This window comes from Streptomyces sp. NPDC050704 (assembly GCF_040654355.1).
Classification (GTDB): Bacteria; Actinomycetota; Actinomycetes; order Streptomycetales; family Streptomycetaceae; genus Streptomyces.
In genome coordinates this window covers 1-17,366 of sequence record NZ_JBFAHW010000055.1, presented here as the reverse complement: position 1 = coordinate 17,366, position 17,366 = coordinate 1, and the positions used below count along the sequence as shown (strand labels likewise).

The window sequence follows — 17,366 nt, the reverse complement described above, 5'->3', positions numbered from 1 at the left end:
TCTATCCTGCCCCCTCCTCATCGGACCTTCCATCCTCCCCCTCCTTGTCTTCCGCTTCCCCGTCCTCACCGAACAGGGCGAAGGCCGTGCCCACCAGGCCGATGTGGCTGAACGCCTGTGGGAAGTTGCCGAGCTGGATGCCGGCCACCGGGTCGTACTCCTCGGCCAGCAGCCCCACGTCGTTGCGGAGCGCGACCAACTGCTCGAACAGCTCGCGCGCCTCCTTCGTGCGCCCCGTCATGTGCAGCGCGTCCGCGAGCCAGAACGAGCAGACCAGGAAGGTGCCCTCGTGGCCCGGCAGCCCGTCGATGACCGTCTGTTCCGAGTTGTAGCGGCGCAGGAAACCCCCGCGGCCGAGCTCGTCGCGTACCGCGTCGATCGTGCCCGCCACCCGCGGGTCGTCCGGCGGCAGAAAACCGAGGCGGGGGATGAGCAGCAGCGCGGCGTCCAGTTCGCGGGAGCCGTAGGACTGCGTGAAGGTGTTCCGCTCCGGGTCGTAGCCGCGCTCGCACACCTCGCGGTGCACCTCGTCGCGCATCGCCCGCCAGTGGTCCACGTCACCGCGCAGCCGAGGGTTCTCCTCCAGAGCGCGGACCGTGCGGTCGGCGGCCACCCAGGCCATCACCTTGGAGTGCACGAAGTGGCGGCGCGGGCCCCGGACTTCCCACAGCCCCTCGTCCGGCTCGCGCCATGTCTCGTGCAGGAACTCCATCAGGGCCTGGTGCAGACGCCACATGTGCGGTTTGGCGGGCAGACCGGCCTGCCGGGCGAGCGCGAGCGAGTCGACCACCTCGCCGTACACGTCCAGCTGCAACTGCCGTACGGCGTCGTTGCCGATCCGGACCGGGGCCGAGCCGCGGAATCCGGGCAGCCACGGCAGCTCGTACTCGGGGATCCGCCGCTCGCCCGCGAGGCCGTACATGATCTGCAGGTCGGCCGGGTCGCCGGCGACCGCGCGCAGCAGCCAGTCGCGCCAGGCCTCCGCCTCCTCCTGGTAGCCGCAGGCGAGCAGCGCGCCCAGGGTGAGCGTGGAGTCGCGGAGCCAGCAGTAGCGGTAGTCCCAGTTGCGTACGCCCCCGACCTCCTCGGGCAGTGAGGTCGTCGGGGCCGCGACGATGCCGCCGGTGGGTGCGTAGGTGAGGGCCTTGAGGGTGATCAGGGAACGGATGACCGCGTCCCGGTGCGGGCCCGCGTAGCGGCAGCGGGCCGCCCACGCCTGCCAGTCGGCGAGGCTCACGGACAGTGACTCGTGCGGGTCGACGGGGTCGGGGCGCGGCTCGTGCGAGGGGTGCCAGGTGAGCACGAAGGCGACCTTCTCGCCCTCGGCGACCGTGAACTCGGAGTGCGTGCAGAAGTCCTTGCCCCAGGTGCGTACGGCGGGTTCGCTGCGCAGCCACACCGAGTCCGGGCCCGCCACGGCCACGCGATGGCCGTCGGCCTTGCGCATCCAGGGCACGATCGAGCCGTAGTCGAAGCGCAGCCGCAGGGTGCTGCGCACGGTCACCCGGCCCTTCAGGCCTTCGACGATCCGTACGAGGTCGGGGGCGCGGTCGCGCTGCGGCATCAGGTCGGTGACGCGTACTGTGCCGTCCTCGGTCTCCCACTCGGTGTCGAGCACGAGGGAATCGGGCCGGTACGCCCGCCGGGTGCAGGTGCCCGCCTCCTTCGGCGCGAGCCGCCAGTGCCCGTTCTCCTCGTCCCCCAGCAGCTTCGCGAAGCAGGCCGCGGAGTCGAACCGCGGCAGACAGAGCCAGTCGATCGACCCGTCGCGCCCGACCAGTGCGGCGGTCTGGTGGTCGCCGATGAGTGCGTAGTCCTCGATGGACGCGATGGGCTCGGCGGACGCGGCGGGCTCGGTGGGTGTACCGGACGCGGTGGCCTCGGTGGGGGCGGTGGCTGTGACGGACTCGTTGGATGAGTGCACGTGTCCCGGGTTCCCGCCGCGCACGTTGATCAATCCGGCCGGGCGACGCGTCGGTCACGGCAGGCCGGCCCCACGCCCTGTCACATCGGTCGGCCGACTGGACTAGACGGTGGCGGGTTCCGCCGCCTCCTGAGTGGCCTCCGTGGCCGCCGCCTCCGCCAGGTCCCGGCGCTCGCGGCGGACCAGGACCACCCAGCCCACGGGGACGCCCGCGGCGAAGAGCCACCACTGGATCGCGTACGCCATATGGGGGCCGATGCTGCTGTGGTCGGGCTCGTCGAGCAGCTCGGGGCTGTCACCCTTGGGCTCCGGCGCGGTCATCTCGACGTAGCCGCCGAGGACCTGCTTGCCGAGGGACTTCGCCTGCTGCCCGCTGCTGATCAGCATGATCTGGCGGTCGGGCAGCCCGCGAACGTCCTTGATGCCGCTCTCGGCGCTCGTCTCGTCGGCCATCAGCCGGCCGGTCACGGTGATCTCGCCCTTCGCGGGCGCGGGGATCTTCGGGAACTCGGTCTGCACGCCGTTCGCCGGGATCCAGCCGCGGTTGACCATGAGGACGCGGCCGTCGTCCAGGACGAACGGGGTCAGTACGTGGAAGCCGACCTCGTCGTCGGAGTTGGTACGGCGGCGGACGACGACCTCGTGCGCGGTGTCGAAGGAGCCCTTCGCGGTGACCCGGCGGTACAGCTCGTCATGCCTGACCTCGCGGCCCGGCGCGGTGAGCGACTCGGCGGGGACCGGCTCGGCGGACAGCGAGTCGGAGATCACCTTGTTCAGCGCGACCCGCTGCTCGTGCCGGTGCAACTGCCAGAAGCCCAGCTCGATCATCGTCGGGATGAGCGCGAGCATGATGAGGGTGAGGATCACCCACTGCCGGGACAACAGGAAGCGGTACACCCCACGACCGTACAACTCGGTCATGGGGTGCTGACGGCAGGGGGTGGGCTCAGACCTTGTCGACGATCCCCACCTTCCCCTCCGCGCGGGCGCAGTGCGCCCCGCAGTACCAGTGGCCCTCGACCTCGACCCCCTGGCCGATGATCTGGACGCGACAGTGCTCGCAGATGGGCGCCATCCGGTGGATCGCGCAGGAGAAGCAGTCGAAGACGTGCACCGCGCCCTGCGCGTGCACCTCGAACGTCATGCCGTAACTGTTTCCGCATACCTCGCATCTCGCCATGCGCCACAGGGTGGGCCGCCCGGGCGGTGGGGGCGAGCGGCCGCCGGGCGAGTCGCCCGCCAATCACCCGTACGACCGGATGCGTGCTCGTGTCTGTACGACCTGATGCGCGCTCAGGCCTCCGACGCCGGCTCCACATCCCGCAGCAGCTGGCCGAACGCCGCCTCGTCGACGACCGGCGTGCCGAACTGGCGGGCCTTGACCACCTTGGACGTACCGGAGTCCGGGTCGTTCGTGACGAGGAGGCTGGTCAGCCGGGACAGGCTCGTCGCGACATGCAGCCCCGCCTCGACCGCGCGGTCCTCCAGGAGGTCGCGCTCGACCGAGGTGTCCCCGGAGAACGCGATCCGCATGCCCTGTTTGAGCGGCTTGTTCGGTTCGTGCCGTCCCGGGTTGGGGTACGGGCAGGCGGGCCGCTTGCGCGAGGGGCGCCAACTCCCGGACGGATAGCCGCCGCCCGAGCCGCCGGAGGACTGCCGCCCGATCCGCGGCGCCGACCGGTCCGACCACTCCGTCAGCGGCCGGCACTCCAGCAGCGGCAGCCGCACCCCGTCACGCGCCGCGGCCCGCAGGCTCGGCCGGAACGCCTCGGCCAGCACGCGCGCGTCGTCCAGCGCGTGGTGCGCCCGCCGCTGTACGACGCCGAAGTGCGCGGCGAGCGACTCCAGCTTGTGGTTGGCCAGCGGCAGGCCCAGCTCCTTGGAGAGCGCGATGGTGCACAGCCGCTGACGGACCGGCGCCTCGCGCTCCGCGCGCGCGTACTCCCGCGCGATCATCGACCAGTCGAACACCGCGTTGTGCGCGACGAGGACGCGGCCTTCGAGCCGGGTCGCGAACTCCTCGGCGATGTCCGGGAAAAGGGGCGCTCCTTCGAGCATGTCGCTCGTCAGACCGTGGATCCACACCGGGCCCGGGTCCCGCTCCGGGTTGACCAGCGTGTACCAGTGGTCCTCGACCTCGCCGCGCGCGTCCAGCCGGTAGACCGCCGCCGACACTATGCGGTCGTCGCGGGCCAGTCCTGTGGTCTCCACGTCGACGACCGCGTATCCCTGCGGATACGCGGCCGGCCAGGAGGCTTCGGAGGCTGCGGTCATACGGTCTTCGAGCATGGTCATTGAGGATAAGGGGCGCGACTGACAGTCCTGTCCCCGGAGTCGGTCAGGAGACGGTCCGGAGCCGGTCCTCCGCGGTGGCGGTACGACACGGGAGTTGTGCGATGGGCGACCGTTGACGTATGAGGTCCGGGCCGGTTGGTCCGATCGCGTCGACATCGGCTTGTCGCTGCACGGCTATGGACCATTGCCCCGCCCGGTGCAACTGTGCCGCACGCCTGGACAGCACGCGACGCGGAGGGCGGTACGACATGGCACGCGTACGGTACGGCGCGCGGACCGAGGCGGAGATCGCCGCCGCGCGAGGGGCGGGCTCCCGGCTCCCCGACATCTGGTCCACCGGTGTGGTGGCCGTCTGGGCGAGCGACCCGGACGCCGTGGCGGCGGTCCTGCCGCCGCCGCTCAAACCCACCGGGCGGCCCCTGGTACGGGTCAACATCAGCAAGGTCGACCTGCCCGGATACCCGCTGGGCGCCGGGTCGTTCGCCGTCGCCGCCGCGCACGACGGCGTCGAGGGCTGGTATCCGCTCGTCATGCCGATGACCCACGAGCGGGCCCTCATCGGCGGCCGCGAGGTCTTCGGGGAGCCGAAGAAACTCGGCGAGGTGACGGTCGAGCGCGAGGGCCTGGTCATACGTGCCGCGATGGCCAGGCACGGCATCGCGTTCGTGGAGGTGCGTGGTGCGGTGAGCGGTGACCTGCCGCTTCCGGAGCCCGCCCGGAAGACCGACTTCTACTTCAAGTTCCTTCCCGCGGTGGACGGTTCGGGCTTCGACGCGGACCCCCTGCTCGTGCACTGCGTGCGCAACGAGAAGGTGCGGAAGCTGGAGCGGATCACCGGTGACGTCGTCCTGCGGGAGTCGATGTACGACCCGGTCGCCGACCTCCCCGTACGCGAACTCGTGGACATCACCATCGGCGAGAAGACGACCGACCAGCAGGGCCGGGTCGTCGAACGGGTCGACGCGCAGGCCCTGTTGCCATACATCCACCAGCGCTACGACGATCCGCGGCAGATCCTCGACGGGCCTCCGGACGGGAGTGTCTGATGCGCCTTCAGGAAGGGCAGGTTGCCGTCGTCACGGGCGCGGCGAGCGGCATCGGTCTTGCGATGGCCCGGCGGTTCGCGGCCGAGGGGCTGAGGGTCGTCCTCGCGGATGTCGAGGAGGGCGCTCTGGAGAAGGCCACTTCGGGGCTGCGGGAGGACGGGGCCGACGTGCACGCGCGCGTGGTGGACGTCGGCGAGCGTGCGGAGGTCCTCGCGCTCGCCGAGGACACGTACGACAGGTTCGGCGCCGTCCATGTGCTGTGCAACAACGCGGGGGTCGGCTCGGGGGCCGAGGGCCGGATGTGGGAGCACGACCCGAACGACTGGAAGTGGGCGTTCGCGGTCAACGTGTGGGGTGTCTTCCACGGCATCCAGGCCTTCGTCCCGCGGATGCTGGCCGGCGGCGAACCCGGGCACATCGTCAACACCTCCTCGGGGGACGGCGGTATCGCGCCCCTGCCCACCGCCTCCGTGTACGCCGTCACCAAGGCGGCCGTCGTGACGATGACCGAGTCCCTGTACGCGCACCTGAAGGCGGAGCACGCGCGCGTGGGGGCATCCGTGCTCTTTCCGGGGCCCCACATGCTGCGTACGGGCCTGTGGGAGTCCCACCGCAACCGGCCGGACCGGTTCGCGAAGCAGAAGCCCCGGAAAACCCCCTACCGCAGCCTCGACCAGTGGGAGGCCGCGATGAAGGAGGCCGGGCGGGAGGTGCGGTTCACGCCGGTCGAGGAAGTCGCCGGGCTGGTCGTGGACGGCATCCGGGCGGGCCGCTTCTGGCTGCTGCCCGAGAGCGAGCACAGCGACGCGCAGATCCGGGCGAGGTCGCAGTCGATGCTCGACCGGGCCGAGCCGTCGTACCTGGAGAACTTCATTTTGGACTGATGGACATGAGGGACCACTGAGGACTGAGGAGTTTCGATGAGCGACCAGGATCCGTACCTGATCATCTCCTCCGACTGCCATGCCGGGCTGCCCACCGAGGAGTACCGGCCCTATCTGGACGCCCGTTTCCACCGGGACTTCGACGAGTTCCTCGCCGGGCGCGACCGCCGCCGCGAGGAGATGACGCGGCTCGGGGTGCGCAACGAGGCCTTCGCCGACCGGTGGTTCGCGGACAACGAGGAGGGGCTGCGCGGCGGCTGGGACACCGCCCAGCGGCTCAAGGAGCTGGACGGCGACGGCGTGGCGGCGGAGGTCGTCTTCCCGGACGCCGACGCCGTGGACAGCCGGACGGCCGCCCCCTTCGGGGTGGGGCTCGGGCTCTCCGGCGACCAGGACCCCGAGTTGGGCATGGCCGGCGCGCAGGCGCACAACCGGTGGCTCGCGGAGTTCGTGGGCGAGCACCCCGAACGGCACTGCGGGGTCGCCCTGTTGCCGATCACGGCCCCCACCGAGCGGGTCGTCGCCGAGGTGTACCGGGCCAGGGAATCGGGCCTCGGCGCCCTGATGATCCCCTCCATGTGGGTCGACAAGGAGCCGTACCACGACCGCCGTTACGACCCCGTGTGGGCCGCGGCGGCCGAGTGCGGGATGCCGGTGGTGACCCACTCCGGGGCCGCGCCGCGCGGCGAGTACGGCGACCACCTGGGCATCTACGTGAGCGAGGTGACCTGGTGGCCGTCCCGGCCGCTGTGGTTCCTGCTCTGGTCCGGCGTGTTCGAGCGCCACCCGGGGCTCAGGTTCGGTGTCGCGGAGTCGGGCTGCTGGTGGCTGCCCAATCTCCTCTGGTTCATGGACCGGCTGTACCTGGGAGCGCACGGGGGCAAGAAACTGTCCCCCTTCGCGGAGTTGAAGCGCCCGCCGCACGAGTACCTGGACCGGCAGGTCTTCATCTGCGCGACCAACACCAAGCGGCGCGAACTCGCCCAGCGGTACGAGATCGGCGTCGACAACATCCTCTGGGGCAGCGACTTCCCGCACCCGGAGGGCACCTGGCCCGACACGCGCGCGTGGCTGTCCCGTACCTTCCACGACATCCCGGTCGCCGAGACGCGCCGCATGCTCGGCCTGGCGGCGGCGGAGGTGTTCGGCTTCGACACCGCCGCGCTGGCCCCGCTGGCCCGCCGGATCGGCCCGACACCGGCCGAACTCGGCCAGTCCGAGGACCAGTCGGCGGTCGAGGCGTCCTGGGCGCGCTCGCGCGAGGTGGGCCGCCACTGGCTGACGGACCACGACTTCCCGACCCTGGGGGTGACCCCGTGAGTCCCATGAGCCCTACGACTCCCGTGAACTCCGCACCTTCCGTGCGTCCCATGAGCGGGGACCGCTACACCGTCATCTCGGCCGACTGCCACGCCGGAGCCGATCTCCTGGACTACAAGCCGTACTTGGCGACCAGGTACCACGACGAGTTCGACGCCTGGGCGGCCACGTACGTCAATCCGTACGAGGACCTGGTGGCCGACACGGCCGACAAGAACTGGAACTCGGAGCGGCGCCTGGCGGAGCTGGAGCAGGACGGGATCGTGGCCGAGGTCGTCTTCCCGAACACCATCCCGCCCTTCTTCCCGTCCGGGTCGCTGATGGCGCCGGCACCGGCGGCCGAGGAGTTCGAGCGGCGCTGGGCGGGCCTGCGGGCGCACAACCGCTGGCTGGCGGACTTCTGTTCGGCAGCGCCCGGCCGACGGGCGGGCGTCTTCCAGATCCTCCTGAACGACGTCGAGGAGGCGGTGAAGGAGATTCGCTGGGCGGCCGGGGCGGGGCTCACCGGCGGTCTCCTGCTGCCCGGCACACCGCCGGGTTCGGGCCTTCCCGAGCTCTACTCGTCGACGTACGACCCGATCTGGGCGGTCTGCGCGGAACTCGGCGTCCCGGTGAACCACCACGCGGGCTCGGCCTCCCCGCCCCTCGGCGACGAGCCGGCCGCCCGGGCTGTCTTCATGGTGGAGACGACCTGGTTCTCGCACCGCGCGCTCTGGCACCTGGTCTTCGGCGGCGCCTTCCGCCGTCACCCGGGCCTGAAACTGGTGCTGACCGAGCAGGGCTCGGGCTGGATACCCGGGGTGCTCGACATGCTGGACTACTACCACGGCCGCCTGGTCGCGGCGGCGACGAAGGCGTCCTCGGCGGCTTCGGCTTCGACCGCCGAGTCCAAGTTCGGCGCGGGACTCGCCGCCTCGATGGGAAAGGGGCCCTCGGAGGTCTGGCGGGACAACTGCTTCGTCGGCGCCAGCTTCATGCGCCCGCACGAGGTGCCGCTCCGTGACCGCATCGGCCTCGACAAGATCATGTGGGGCAGCGACTACCCGCACGACGAGGGCACGTACCCGTACTCCCGGGAGGGTCTGCGGATCGCCTACGCGGGCCTCCCTCGCGAGGAGGTCGCGGCGATGGTGGGCGGCAACGCGGCCCGGGTGTACGGCTTCGACCTGGATCTGCTGGACCCGATCGCGGCGAAGGCGGGGCCGACGGTGGAGGAACTGGCGGAGCCGCTGAAGGAGGTACCTGCGGGGGCGACCAGTCCGGTGTTCGCGCCGGGAGGGTCGGTCCGGGTTTGGTGACGGGCGAGGGATGCCGGGGCCGCCTCTTGGCGGAGATCACCAATAAGCAAGCGCATACCCCCGCTAATACTTGTGGGTAACAACGTCTAGCCGCGGCCGACCAGCGGTTCTACGGTGCACGCATGCCGAACCTGCCCGATGTCGTGCTGTGGTCGATACCCGCCTTTGTGCTGCTCACCGTCGTGGAGATGGTCAGCGTCCGGATTCATCCGGACACCGAAGGCGCCGCCGCGGGGTACGAGGCGAAGGACGCCGCGACGAGTGTCGGGATGGGGCTCGGCAGTCTGGTCTTCGACCTTCTGTGGAAGATCCCGATCGTTGCCATCTACACGGCCATATATGAGCTGACACCACTGCGGGTGCCCGTCCTGTGGTGGACCGTGCCACTGATGTTGCTGGCGCAGGACTTCTTCTACTACTGGTCCCACCGCGGGCATCACGTGATCCGGATCCTCTGGGCCTGTCACGTCGTGCACCACTCCAGCCAGAAGTTCAACCTCACCACCGCACTGCGGCAGCCGTGGACGACCTGGACCGTCTGGCCGTTCTACGTTCCCCTCATCGCCCTCGGCGTCCACCCGGCCGCGCTCGCGTTCTGCTCGTCGGTGAACCTCGTGTACCAGTTCTGGATCCACACCGAGCGCATCGACAAGCTGCCCCGGGCCTTCGAGTTCGTCCTCAACACGCCCTCGCACCACCGCGTCCACCACGCCTCCCAGGGCGGCTATCTGGACCGGAACTTCGGCGGCATCCTGATCGTCTGGGACCGGCTCTTCGGTTCGTTCGTCCTGGAGACAGAGCGGCCGGTGTACGGGCTGACCAAGAACATCAACACGTACAACCCGCTGCGCGTCGCCACGCACGAGTACGCCGCCATCGCCAGGGACCTGAGAGCGGCGGGCAGTTGGCGGGAGCGGGCAGGGCGGGTGTTCCGCGGGCCGGGCTGGCAGCCGACGCCGGCTGATACGCCGACCGGGACGCCTGTGGAGAAGGCCGCGGTCGCGGAGTCCGCCGCGTGAGCCCACGCCACGCGCGCGTGCTGCTCGTTTCCTTCGGACTGGTAGTGGTCGTGGATCTGGTCTCGCTGGCCACCGGACACGACACCGGCCACACACTGGCCAAGCCCCTGCTCATGCCTCTGCTCGCCGCCTACGTACGCGTACGCGGCGGACCCCGGTTCCTCGTCGCCGCTCTGCTCTTCGGGTGGGGCGGCGACGTCCTGCTGCTCTCCGACGCCGAACCGGCCTTCCTTGCCGGAATGGCGTCCTTCGCGGCGGGCCACGTGTGCTACCTGCTGCTCTTCAGACAGAGCTCCTCGAAGAGCACCCCACGCGCGCGTGGAACCGGAACAGCGGCTGGGACAGTGACCGGGACCGGGCTCACGGCCGTCGCGTACGCCGTCGCGCTCGTCGTCACCGTCGTCCTCCTGTGGCCCGGCCTCCCGACCGGCCTCCGAGGCCCCGTCGTCGGCTACAGCCTGCTGCTGACCGCGATGGCGTACGGCGCCACGAGGCTCGGGCCTGTCGCGGGGCTCGGGGGTGTCCTGTTCCTGGCCTCGGACACGCTCATCGCTTCCGGTGTCGCCGAGTGGCCGCAGCTCCCGCGGCCCGACTTCTGGATCATGCTCACGTATACGGCGGCGCAGTACCTGCTGGTCAGGGGCGTCATGGAGGTGTCCGGCGCGCGGCCGGCCGGCCTCCTGAGGGCCAGCGAGGTCACCGAGGTCACCAACGGATCGGCACCGGCAGCGCCGTGAGCACGGCCGAGACCACCACCACCAGGCCCAGGACCGCGACCTCCGCGCGCGCGGGGGAGTGGGCGCTGAGCGGGTCGGCCGCCCGGCGCAGCCGGTGGCGGGCCCACAGGGCGAGTACGGCCACGGCTGCCACGAGGAGCACCTTGGCGAGCAGGGTGCGCCCGTACGCCGTCGTCGTCAGCTGGTCCAGGACGGTGCCGGGGGGCATCCGGCGTAACGTGCTGAACACCCCGGTCGCGGTGATCGCGGCGAGCAGCACGGCCGCCACGCGCGCGTAGAGGCCCAACAGTGCGATGCCCTCCCCGGGGGCACTGACGCGCCATCGCCGCAGCAGGCGCAGGACGTGCAGCAGACCGCCCACCCACAGGGCCGCGCATGTCACATGAACGAGCGTCAGGCCTGAGCCGATCAGCGGACTCTGCTCCGTGACGGGGTGGGCGCGCAGCGCCTCCGCGACGGCCACCGCGGCCAGCGGCCACGCCTGGGTAGCCGGGCGGCGCGACAGGGCGCACAGGCCCGCCACGACGAACGCGTTGACCTCCAGGAGGGCGAGCATGCCGTCCCGGGTCTGGTAGAGGCCGCCGATGTCCATGTCGGAAGGGCTGCGCGGCACCAGGTTGCCGGTGGCCACCACCGAGGCGAGACCGAGCGCGGCGACGAAGCCGGCGGCGGCCGCGTAGGGGGCCCAGCTGCGGGGCGTGTCCTCCAATGGTGCGCCCGGCACCCTGCGGGCCAGCCGGGTGACGAAGAGCTCACCGGCCGAGACGCACAGCGCCGCGAACAGGACCGCCCGCAGCAGGGCGATGCCACCGATACCGGGTGCGGCGGCCTCGCCCGTACCACTCAGTGCGGTGGACGGCCCGAGGAGCGGGATCAGCGCGGCGAGGGCCACCAGGCCGAGGACGGCGACGGCACGCTGCATGACGGCCGCGTTCACCCGGGGATCGCCCGTCTCGCCACCCGCGTCGGCAGTCGGTCTTATCGAACTCACCCCAAGATCTTCACCAGTCGTCCAGACCGGGGCAAGTCCTGGAAACAACTGGTGGTACGGCATTCCGCCCATCCATACGCTTCCGACGACCTTTGTGACTCAGTTCCGCGCGGTTCCGCGTGCCGGGCATAGCGAAGGGCCGGGCACGGGGAAGGGCCGGGCGGATGCTCCGCCCGGCCCTTCCGTTCTCGACCGATCAAGCGATCAGGCGATCAAACCGTTCCTACTTCGTCACCGCGTCCAGCGCGTCCGCGGTGCCCCAGCCGTAGAAGCCGTTGTAGTTCTTCGGGCCCTCGCAGACCGCGTCGACCTTGCCGTCACCGTTGATGTCGTACGGGTCGGTGCACGGCGTGCGGTCGGCCTCCGCGTACAGCAGCGCCTTGACCACGGCGGCCGGAGCCTTCGGGTGCGTCGACTTGATGAGCGCGGCGACGCCCGCGACGTGCGGGGACGCCATCGACGTACCGGCCATGTAGCCCCACTTGCCGCCGGGGATCGGGCCGAGGATGAGGCCGCTGGTGGCCGGCGGTGCCGGGGTCTGGTAAGCCGTCGAGTCGCCGCCGGGGGCCGCGATGTCGATGACGCCGAGACCGTGGTTGGAGAAGGACGACTTGATGCCCTTCGCGCCGGTCGACGCGACCGTGACGATGCCCGGCAGCTGCGTCGGGATGTCGAGGCATTCGGACGGGTCGATGACCCGCTCGCCGGGAGTCGTGTCGTTCGGCGAGGTCGGGTCGGTGATCTCGTCCGCGGCGAGGTCGTAGTTCTCGTTGCCCGCCGCCGCGACGTTGACCGTGCCCTTCTTCTCCGCGTACTTCGACGCCCGGGTGATGGCCTCGACGAGCGCCTTCTGGTCCGGGTCGTTCTTGCAGTTGAAGTACCAGGGGTCGGTGTAATAGCTGTTGTTGGTGACGTCCACGCCGTGCTCGGCCGCCCACATGAAGCCGCAGACGACGGCCTCCGTGTAGAAGAAGCCGGCCGTCGTGGAGACCTTGATGCCGGAGACCTTCACGCCGGGCGCGACACCCGTGACGCCGACACCGTTCTTGGCGGCCGCGATCTCACCCGCGACGTGCGTGCCGTGCGGGGACTCGGCGGCGCTCGGCCGCCACGCCCCGTCGGTCGTGTCCGGCTTGCCCGTCACGCAGTTGACCGAGGCGTCACGGTCGAAGTTCGGCGCGATGTCGGGGTGGGTGTCGTCGACGCCGGTGTCGATCACGGCGACGGTGACCTTGCTGCTGCCGAGCGTCTTCTCGTGCGCCTTGTCCGCCTTGATGGCGGGCAGGTCCCACTGCAGGGGCTCCAGCGGGTCCTGGCCGGCCGCCGCCTCGACGTCCGCGACCTGCGCCGAGGTGAGCACCTTGGGGGTGCCGACGTCGGTCGTGGACTGCGCGGGCAGCGGCGCGGTGCGGGTCGCACCCGCCGACTCGACGCCGCGCACCTTGCGCACGGTCTTGGCGAAGTCGGCGTTGGACGAGTGGACGACGATCACGCCGATCTTGTCGTACGACGTCACGATCGTGCCGCCGGCGTCGGCGATGGCCTTCTTCACGGAGGAGGAAGGGCCGTGTCCGGGGCGGACGTTGACGACGTAGCTGAGCGACGTGGCCTGCGCCGAGAGCTGGTCGACGATGCCGGCTGTGTCGGTCGCGGTGGTCGCGTCGTCCGCCGGGGCCGCCGACGCGCTGACGTTCGGCAGGAAGGCGAGAGTCGTCGCCAGGGCCATCCCCAGCGGGATCGCTATGACGCGGCGAGAGCGCGTATGAGGCGCTGTCATACTGTCTCCAGTTCGTTCGCGAGTTCGTGTGGGCCGTGCGGAAGTCCTGGGAAACCGGGCTACTTGACAGCCTTCAGGGCGTTCACGATGCCGAAGCCGTAGAAGCCGTTCACGCGCTTGCCGCCCTCACAGGTGGCGTCCTGCGTGCCGTTGCCGTCCTGGTCGTACGAGTCCGGGCACCCCGGGTTGTCCGCCTGGGCTTTGAGCAGCCCCTGCAGCTGGGCCGGGGCCAGCCACGGGTACTTGGACTTCAGCAGCGCGGCGACACCGGAGGCGTGCGGCGCCGCCATCGACGTGCCCTGCAGGAAGCCGTACTGGTTGTTCGGCATCGTGGAGAGGATGCGGCCGTTCTTCGACGGGGTGTCCGGGATCTGGTAGCGGCTGTCGCCACCCGGTGCCGCGATGTCGACGACGCCCTTGCCGTACGTGGAGTAGAACGACTTCAGGTTCTGCACGCCGGTCGCGCTGACCGTGACGATGCCCGGCAGCTGGGTCGGCACGTCGAAGCACTCGTGCGGGTCGATCGTGCGGGTGACCGGGGTCGAGTCGTCGGGGCTCGTGTCGTCGACGATGGCGTCCGAATCCAGGTCGTGGTTCGAGTTGCCGGCCGACGCGACGTGCAGCGTGCCCTTCTTCGTGGCGTACAGCTGGGCCCGGTTGACCGCGTCGACGATCGCCTTCTGGTCGGGGTCGTCCAGGCAGTTGTAGAGCCACGGGTCCACGTAGTAGCTGTTGTTCGTGATCTCCACGCCGTGGTCGGCGGCGAACACGAAGGCGCAGACGACGCTCTCCGGGTAGAACAGGCCGTTCTCCCGGTCGGTCACATTGATGCTGGAGACCTTCACGCCGGGCGCGACACCGGCCACGCCGACGTCGTTGCGGGCCGCGGCGATCTCACCGGCCACGTGCGTGCCGTGGTAGTCCTCCGGGGTGTACGGGCGCCAGGCGCCCTCGCTGGTGTCCGCCACGCCGCCGGCGCAGTTGGCGGACTGCGACGCCGAGAAGTTCGGGGCGAGATCCGGGTGCGTGTCGTCGACACCCGTGTCGATCACGGCGACCGTGACCTTCTTGCTGCCCGGGTTGATCTTCGCGGCCTTGTCGGCGCCGATCGCGCGCAGGTCCCACTGGTCGGCTTCGAGGGGCTCGCTGTCCGGAGTGGCGGCGGCCTCGACCTTGGCGGCCTCCGCGGCCGACAGGTAGTCGGCGGCGCCCTCGTCCGTCGTGCCCGCCGGGGTCAGCGGCGTCGTACGGGTGGCGCCGGCGGACTGCACGCCGCGCACGGCGCGTATCTGCGGGCCGAAGGACGGGTTCGCCGAGTGGACGACGATGACGCCGATCTTCTCGTACGTGGTGACGACCGTGCCGCCGGCCTTGGCTATCGCCTTCTTCACCGACGCGATCGTGCCGCGGTCCGTCCTGGTGTTGACCACGTACGCGAGATTCGGGCCGTCCTCCGCAGCGGCCGTCACGGCGGGGGCGGCGGACGGGGCGGCCGAGGCGACACCGGGCAGGAAGCCGAGCGAGGCGGTGAGGGACAGAGCGACCGGCACAGCGAGCGCGAGACGGCGTCTGGAACGCAGATGAGCCATGGGATCTCCACATCATCCGGAAACGGAACCGGCCCGAACACAGGTGGTGCTCGGGCAGGCACATCGGGCAGGTACATGACGGGGTGGTGCAGGGCGAAGCTATCTCCCGTCGTCCCTGGCCAGCAATGACTTCTGGGGATGTCTTCGGAAAGTCAGGAGACGAGTTCGGAAAGAAGCGTCATCGGTTGAACCGGTTCCAGCGTGGCGCCGTGACGTTGAGCAGGGAGGCCGAGCACCGTCGAGCCCCCTGTCGGATCACGCCCGAGGGCCCTAACATCGCCACTCGGCCCACGTGATCCACATCACCCGTGAGGTCAGAAGAAGTCATGTCCGCACCAGATCCGTCCCCCGGTCCCGATACGCCCCCGACCGACGCCGCAACCGCATCCGCAACGCGAGGAGACTCCGTGGCTACCGACGCACCGCCCCCCTCGAAAGCACAACCTCACCTCCCCACCACCGAGGAGTTCGTCGAGGTGCAGGAGAGCGCTGAGTTCGGTGAACTGCGCCGCTCCCACCGCTCCTTCGCCTTTCCGCTGACCATCGGCTTCATCGCCTGGTATCTGCTGTACGTCCTGCTGTCGAACTACGCGGGCGACTTCATGGGCACCAAGCTGTTCGGCAACATCAACGTCGCACTCATCCTGGGCCTCGCCCAGTTCCTCACCACGTTCCTCATCGCCTGGTGGTACGAGCGGCACTCCACCGCCAAGCTCGACCCCAAGGCCGAGGCGATCAAGTCCCGGATGGAGGGCGGCGCATGAGCCCCGCGATCACCCAGGTACACCTCGCGACGGATCAGTTCCAGTTCGCGGCGAACGAGGCCAGTGAGCACCGGCCGCTGATCATCTCCCTGTTCGCCGTCTTCGTCGTCGCGACGCTCGGCATCACCGTCTGGGCGGGCCGCCAGACCAAGGACGCCGCGGACTTCTACGCGGGCGGCCGCCAGTTCAGCGCCTTCCAGAACGGTCTTGCCGTCTCCGGCGACTACATGTCCGCCGCCTCGTTCCTCGGCATCGCGGGCGCCATCGCCCTCTTCGGGTACGACGGCTTCCTGTACTCCATCGGCTTCCTCGTCGCCTGGCTGGTGGCGCTGCTCCTGGTCGCCGAGCCGCTGCGCAACTCCGGCCGGTACACGATGGGCGACGTCCTCGCGTACCGCATGCGCCAGCGCCCGGTGCGTACCGCGGCCGGCACCTCCACGATCGTCGTCTCGATCTTCTACCTGCTGGCGCAGATGGCCGGCGCGGGCGTCCTCGTCTCGCTGCTGCTCGGCATCACCAGCGACGCCGGGAAGGTACTCATCGTCGCCCTGGTCGGCGTCCTGATGATCGTGTACGTCACGATCGGCGGCATGAAGGGCACCACCTGGGTCCAGATGATCAAGGCCGTGCTGCTCATCAGCGGCACCCTCCTGATCACCTTCCTGGTGCTGCTCAAGTTCAACTTCAACATCTCCGACCTGCTCGGCTCGGCGGCCGAGAACAGCGGCAAGGGCTCGGCCTTCCTGGAGCCCGGACTGAAGTACGGCCTCACGACCACCTCGAAGGTCGACTTCATCTCGCTGGGCATCGCGCTGGTGCTCGGCACCGCGGGTCTGCCGCACATCCTGATCCGCTTCTACACGGTGCCCAACGCCAAGGCCGCGCGGAAGTCCGTGAACTGGGCGATCGGCATCATCGGCGGCTTCTACCTGATGACCATCGCGCTTGGCTTCGGAGCGGCGGCGCTCATCTCGCAGAAGGAGATCACCGACTCCAACCCGGCGGGCAACACGGCCGCGCCACTGCTCGCGCTGCATATCGGCGGCGTCGACTCGGCGTGGGGCGCGATCCTGCTCGCCACCATCTCGGCGGTCGCCTTCGCCACGATCCTCGCGGTCGTCGCGGGCCTGACCCTGGCCTCGTCCTCCTCGTTCGCGCACGACATCTACGCGAACGTCATCCGCAGGGGCAAGGCCACCGAGAAGGAAGAGGTCAGGGCCGCCCGCTGGGCGACGGTCGGCATCGGCGTCGTCTCCATCGGCCTCGGCGCCCTCGCCCGCGACCTGAACGTCGCCGGCCTGGTCGCCCTCGCCTTCGCGGTCGCCGCGTCCGCCAACCTGCCGACCATCCTGTACAGCCTCTTCTGGAAGAAGTTCACCACCCAGGGCGCGCTGTGGTCGATCTACGGCGGTCTGACCACCGCGGTCGGCCTGGTGCTGTTCTCGCCGGTCGTCTCGGGCAAGGCCAGCTCGATGTTCCCGGACGTCGACTTCCACTGGTTCCCGCTGGAGAACCCGGGCATCATCTCGATCCCGGTCGGCTTCCTGCTGGGCTGGATCGGCACGAAGCTGTCCAAGGAGGAGCCGGACACCGGCAAGTACGCCGAGCTGGAGGTCCGCTCCCTCACCGGCACCGGAGCGCACTGACCGTCCCGGTACCGGCCGCCCCGGTACCTGGGGTGCCCCGCCGAGCGGCCGTGTCGGATAAAACAAAAACCGCGCG

General features: G+C 70.1%; 15 protein-coding genes. 8 read left to right on the top strand and 7 right to left on the bottom strand.

The genetic code is table 11. The features are described from left to right. Position 1 precedes the first annotated feature (1 nt). The 4 genes from AB0I18_RS29105 to AB0I18_RS29090 all read right to left on the bottom strand — a co-directional run bounded on the left by AB0I18_RS29105 (position 2) and on the right by AB0I18_RS29090 (position 4,213). Complete coding sequence (locus AB0I18_RS29105; protein ID WP_363108613.1) at positions 2–1,831, bottom strand: glycoside hydrolase family 15 protein; 1,830 nt, start codon at positions 1,829–1,831, stop codon at positions 2–4. Positions 1,832–2,026: 195 nt separating this feature from the next. Further along, positions 2,027–2,821, bottom strand: coding sequence for an SURF1 family protein (locus tag AB0I18_RS29100; protein WP_363108612.1), 795 nt, complete (start codon positions 2,819–2,821; stop codon positions 2,027–2,029). Between the two features lie 49 nt (positions 2,822–2,870). Beyond that, positions 2,871–3,104, bottom strand: coding sequence for a hypothetical protein (locus AB0I18_RS29095; RefSeq protein ID WP_363108566.1), 234 nt, complete (start codon positions 3,102–3,104; stop codon positions 2,871–2,873). A 113-nt stretch (positions 3,105–3,217) separates the two neighbouring features. Further along, positions 3,218–4,213 (bottom strand): DEDDh family exonuclease, encoded by a 996-nt coding sequence (locus tag AB0I18_RS29090; protein WP_363108565.1) that lies wholly within the window; start codon positions 4,211–4,213, stop codon positions 3,218–3,220. Between the two features lie 254 nt (positions 4,214–4,467). On the opposite strand from AB0I18_RS29090, the gene AB0I18_RS29085 reads away from it, so the two are divergent. From AB0I18_RS29085 to AB0I18_RS29060, 6 genes are all read left to right on the top strand, one after another. Next, complete coding sequence (locus tag AB0I18_RS29085; RefSeq protein ID WP_363108564.1) at positions 4,468–5,265, top strand: acetoacetate decarboxylase family protein; 798 nt, start codon at positions 4,468–4,470, stop codon at positions 5,263–5,265. Continuing rightward, the gene (locus AB0I18_RS29080) at positions 5,265–6,149 is read left to right on the top strand and encodes an SDR family NAD(P)-dependent oxidoreductase (RefSeq protein WP_363108563.1); all 885 of its coding nucleotides are present in this window, start codon (positions 5,265–5,267) and stop codon (positions 6,147–6,149) included. Before AB0I18_RS29085 ends, AB0I18_RS29080 begins: the two co-directional genes overlap by 1 nt. A gap of 36 nt (positions 6,150–6,185) precedes the next feature. Continuing rightward, positions 6,186–7,469: an amidohydrolase family protein gene (locus AB0I18_RS29075; RefSeq protein WP_363108562.1), complete on the top strand. Its 1,284-nt coding sequence runs from the start codon at positions 6,186–6,188 to the stop codon at positions 7,467–7,469. Positions 7,470–7,519: 50 nt separating this feature from the next. Continuing rightward, positions 7,520–8,767, top strand: a complete 1,248-nt coding sequence (locus AB0I18_RS29070) for an amidohydrolase family protein (RefSeq protein WP_363108561.1) — start codon at positions 7,520–7,522, stop codon at positions 8,765–8,767. 122 nt (positions 8,768–8,889) lie between these two features. Beyond that, complete coding sequence (locus AB0I18_RS29065) at positions 8,890–9,786, top strand: sterol desaturase family protein (RefSeq protein WP_363108560.1); 897 nt, start codon at positions 8,890–8,892, stop codon at positions 9,784–9,786. Continuing rightward, a complete protein-coding gene (locus AB0I18_RS29060; RefSeq protein WP_363108559.1) occupies positions 9,783–10,523 on the top strand; it encodes a lysoplasmalogenase in 741 nt (246 codons plus the stop codon). Before AB0I18_RS29065 ends, AB0I18_RS29060 begins: the two co-directional genes overlap by 4 nt. Here the strand turns inward: AB0I18_RS29060 and AB0I18_RS29055 are convergent. From AB0I18_RS29055 to AB0I18_RS29045, 3 genes are all read right to left on the bottom strand, one after another. Continuing rightward, positions 10,492–11,445, bottom strand: a complete 954-nt coding sequence (locus tag AB0I18_RS29055) for a CopD family protein (protein ID WP_363108611.1) — start codon at positions 11,443–11,445, stop codon at positions 10,492–10,494. The two genes, AB0I18_RS29060 and AB0I18_RS29055, sit on opposite strands and share 32 nt — an antisense overlap. 292 nt (positions 11,446–11,737) lie before the next feature. Further along, positions 11,738–13,291, bottom strand: coding sequence for a S8 family serine peptidase (locus AB0I18_RS29050; RefSeq protein ID WP_363108558.1), 1,554 nt, complete (start codon positions 13,289–13,291; stop codon positions 11,738–11,740). 59 nt (positions 13,292–13,350) lie between these two features. Further along, positions 13,351–14,880, bottom strand: coding sequence for a S8 family serine peptidase (locus AB0I18_RS29045; protein WP_363108557.1), 1,530 nt, complete (start codon positions 14,878–14,880; stop codon positions 13,351–13,353). Positions 14,881–15,287: 407 nt separating this feature from the next. Here AB0I18_RS29045 and AB0I18_RS29040 point away from each other — a divergent pair, with 407 nt between their 5' ends. Next, complete coding sequence (locus AB0I18_RS29040; RefSeq protein WP_363108556.1) at positions 15,288–15,644, top strand: DUF485 domain-containing protein; 357 nt, start codon at positions 15,288–15,290, stop codon at positions 15,642–15,644. Continuing rightward, on the top strand, positions 15,641–17,290 hold the full coding sequence (locus tag AB0I18_RS29035) for a cation acetate symporter (RefSeq protein ID WP_363108555.1): 1,650 nt from the start codon (positions 15,641–15,643) through the stop codon (positions 17,288–17,290). Before AB0I18_RS29040 ends, AB0I18_RS29035 begins: the two co-directional genes overlap by 4 nt. Positions 17,291–17,366: the final 76 nt, after the last annotated feature.

What these genes read in the sequence shown, in the direction of transcription:
- AB0I18_RS29095 (WP_363108566.1), bottom strand. Translation starts at nt 3,104, where the DNA reads ATGGCGAGATGCGAGGTATGCGGAAACAGTTACGGCATGACGTTCGAG.
- AB0I18_RS29090 (WP_363108565.1), bottom strand. Translation starts at nt 4,213, where the DNA reads ATGCTCGAAGACCGTATGACCGCAGCCTCCGAAGCCTCCTGGCCGGCC.
- AB0I18_RS29085 (WP_363108564.1), top strand. Translation starts at nt 4,468, where the DNA reads ATGGCACGCGTACGGTACGGCGCGCGGACCGAGGCGGAGATCGCCGCC.
- AB0I18_RS29080 (WP_363108563.1), top strand. Translation starts at nt 5,265, where the DNA reads ATGCGCCTTCAGGAAGGGCAGGTTGCCGTCGTCACGGGCGCGGCGAGC.
- AB0I18_RS29075 (WP_363108562.1), top strand. Translation starts at nt 6,186, where the DNA reads ATGAGCGACCAGGATCCGTACCTGATCATCTCCTCCGACTGCCATGCC.
- AB0I18_RS29070 (WP_363108561.1), top strand. Translation starts at nt 7,520, where the DNA reads ATGAGCGGGGACCGCTACACCGTCATCTCGGCCGACTGCCACGCCGGA.
- AB0I18_RS29065 (WP_363108560.1), top strand. Translation starts at nt 8,890, where the DNA reads ATGCCGAACCTGCCCGATGTCGTGCTGTGGTCGATACCCGCCTTTGTG.
- AB0I18_RS29055 (WP_363108611.1), bottom strand. Translation starts at nt 11,445, where the DNA reads ATGCAGCGTGCCGTCGCCGTCCTCGGCCTGGTGGCCCTCGCCGCGCTG.
- AB0I18_RS29050 (WP_363108558.1), bottom strand. Translation starts at nt 13,291, where the DNA reads ATGACAGCGCCTCATACGCGCTCTCGCCGCGTCATAGCGATCCCGCTG.
- AB0I18_RS29045 (WP_363108557.1), bottom strand. Translation starts at nt 14,880, where the DNA reads ATGGCTCATCTGCGTTCCAGACGCCGTCTCGCGCTCGCTGTGCCGGTC.
- AB0I18_RS29035 (WP_363108555.1), top strand. Translation starts at nt 15,641, where the DNA reads ATGAGCCCCGCGATCACCCAGGTACACCTCGCGACGGATCAGTTCCAG.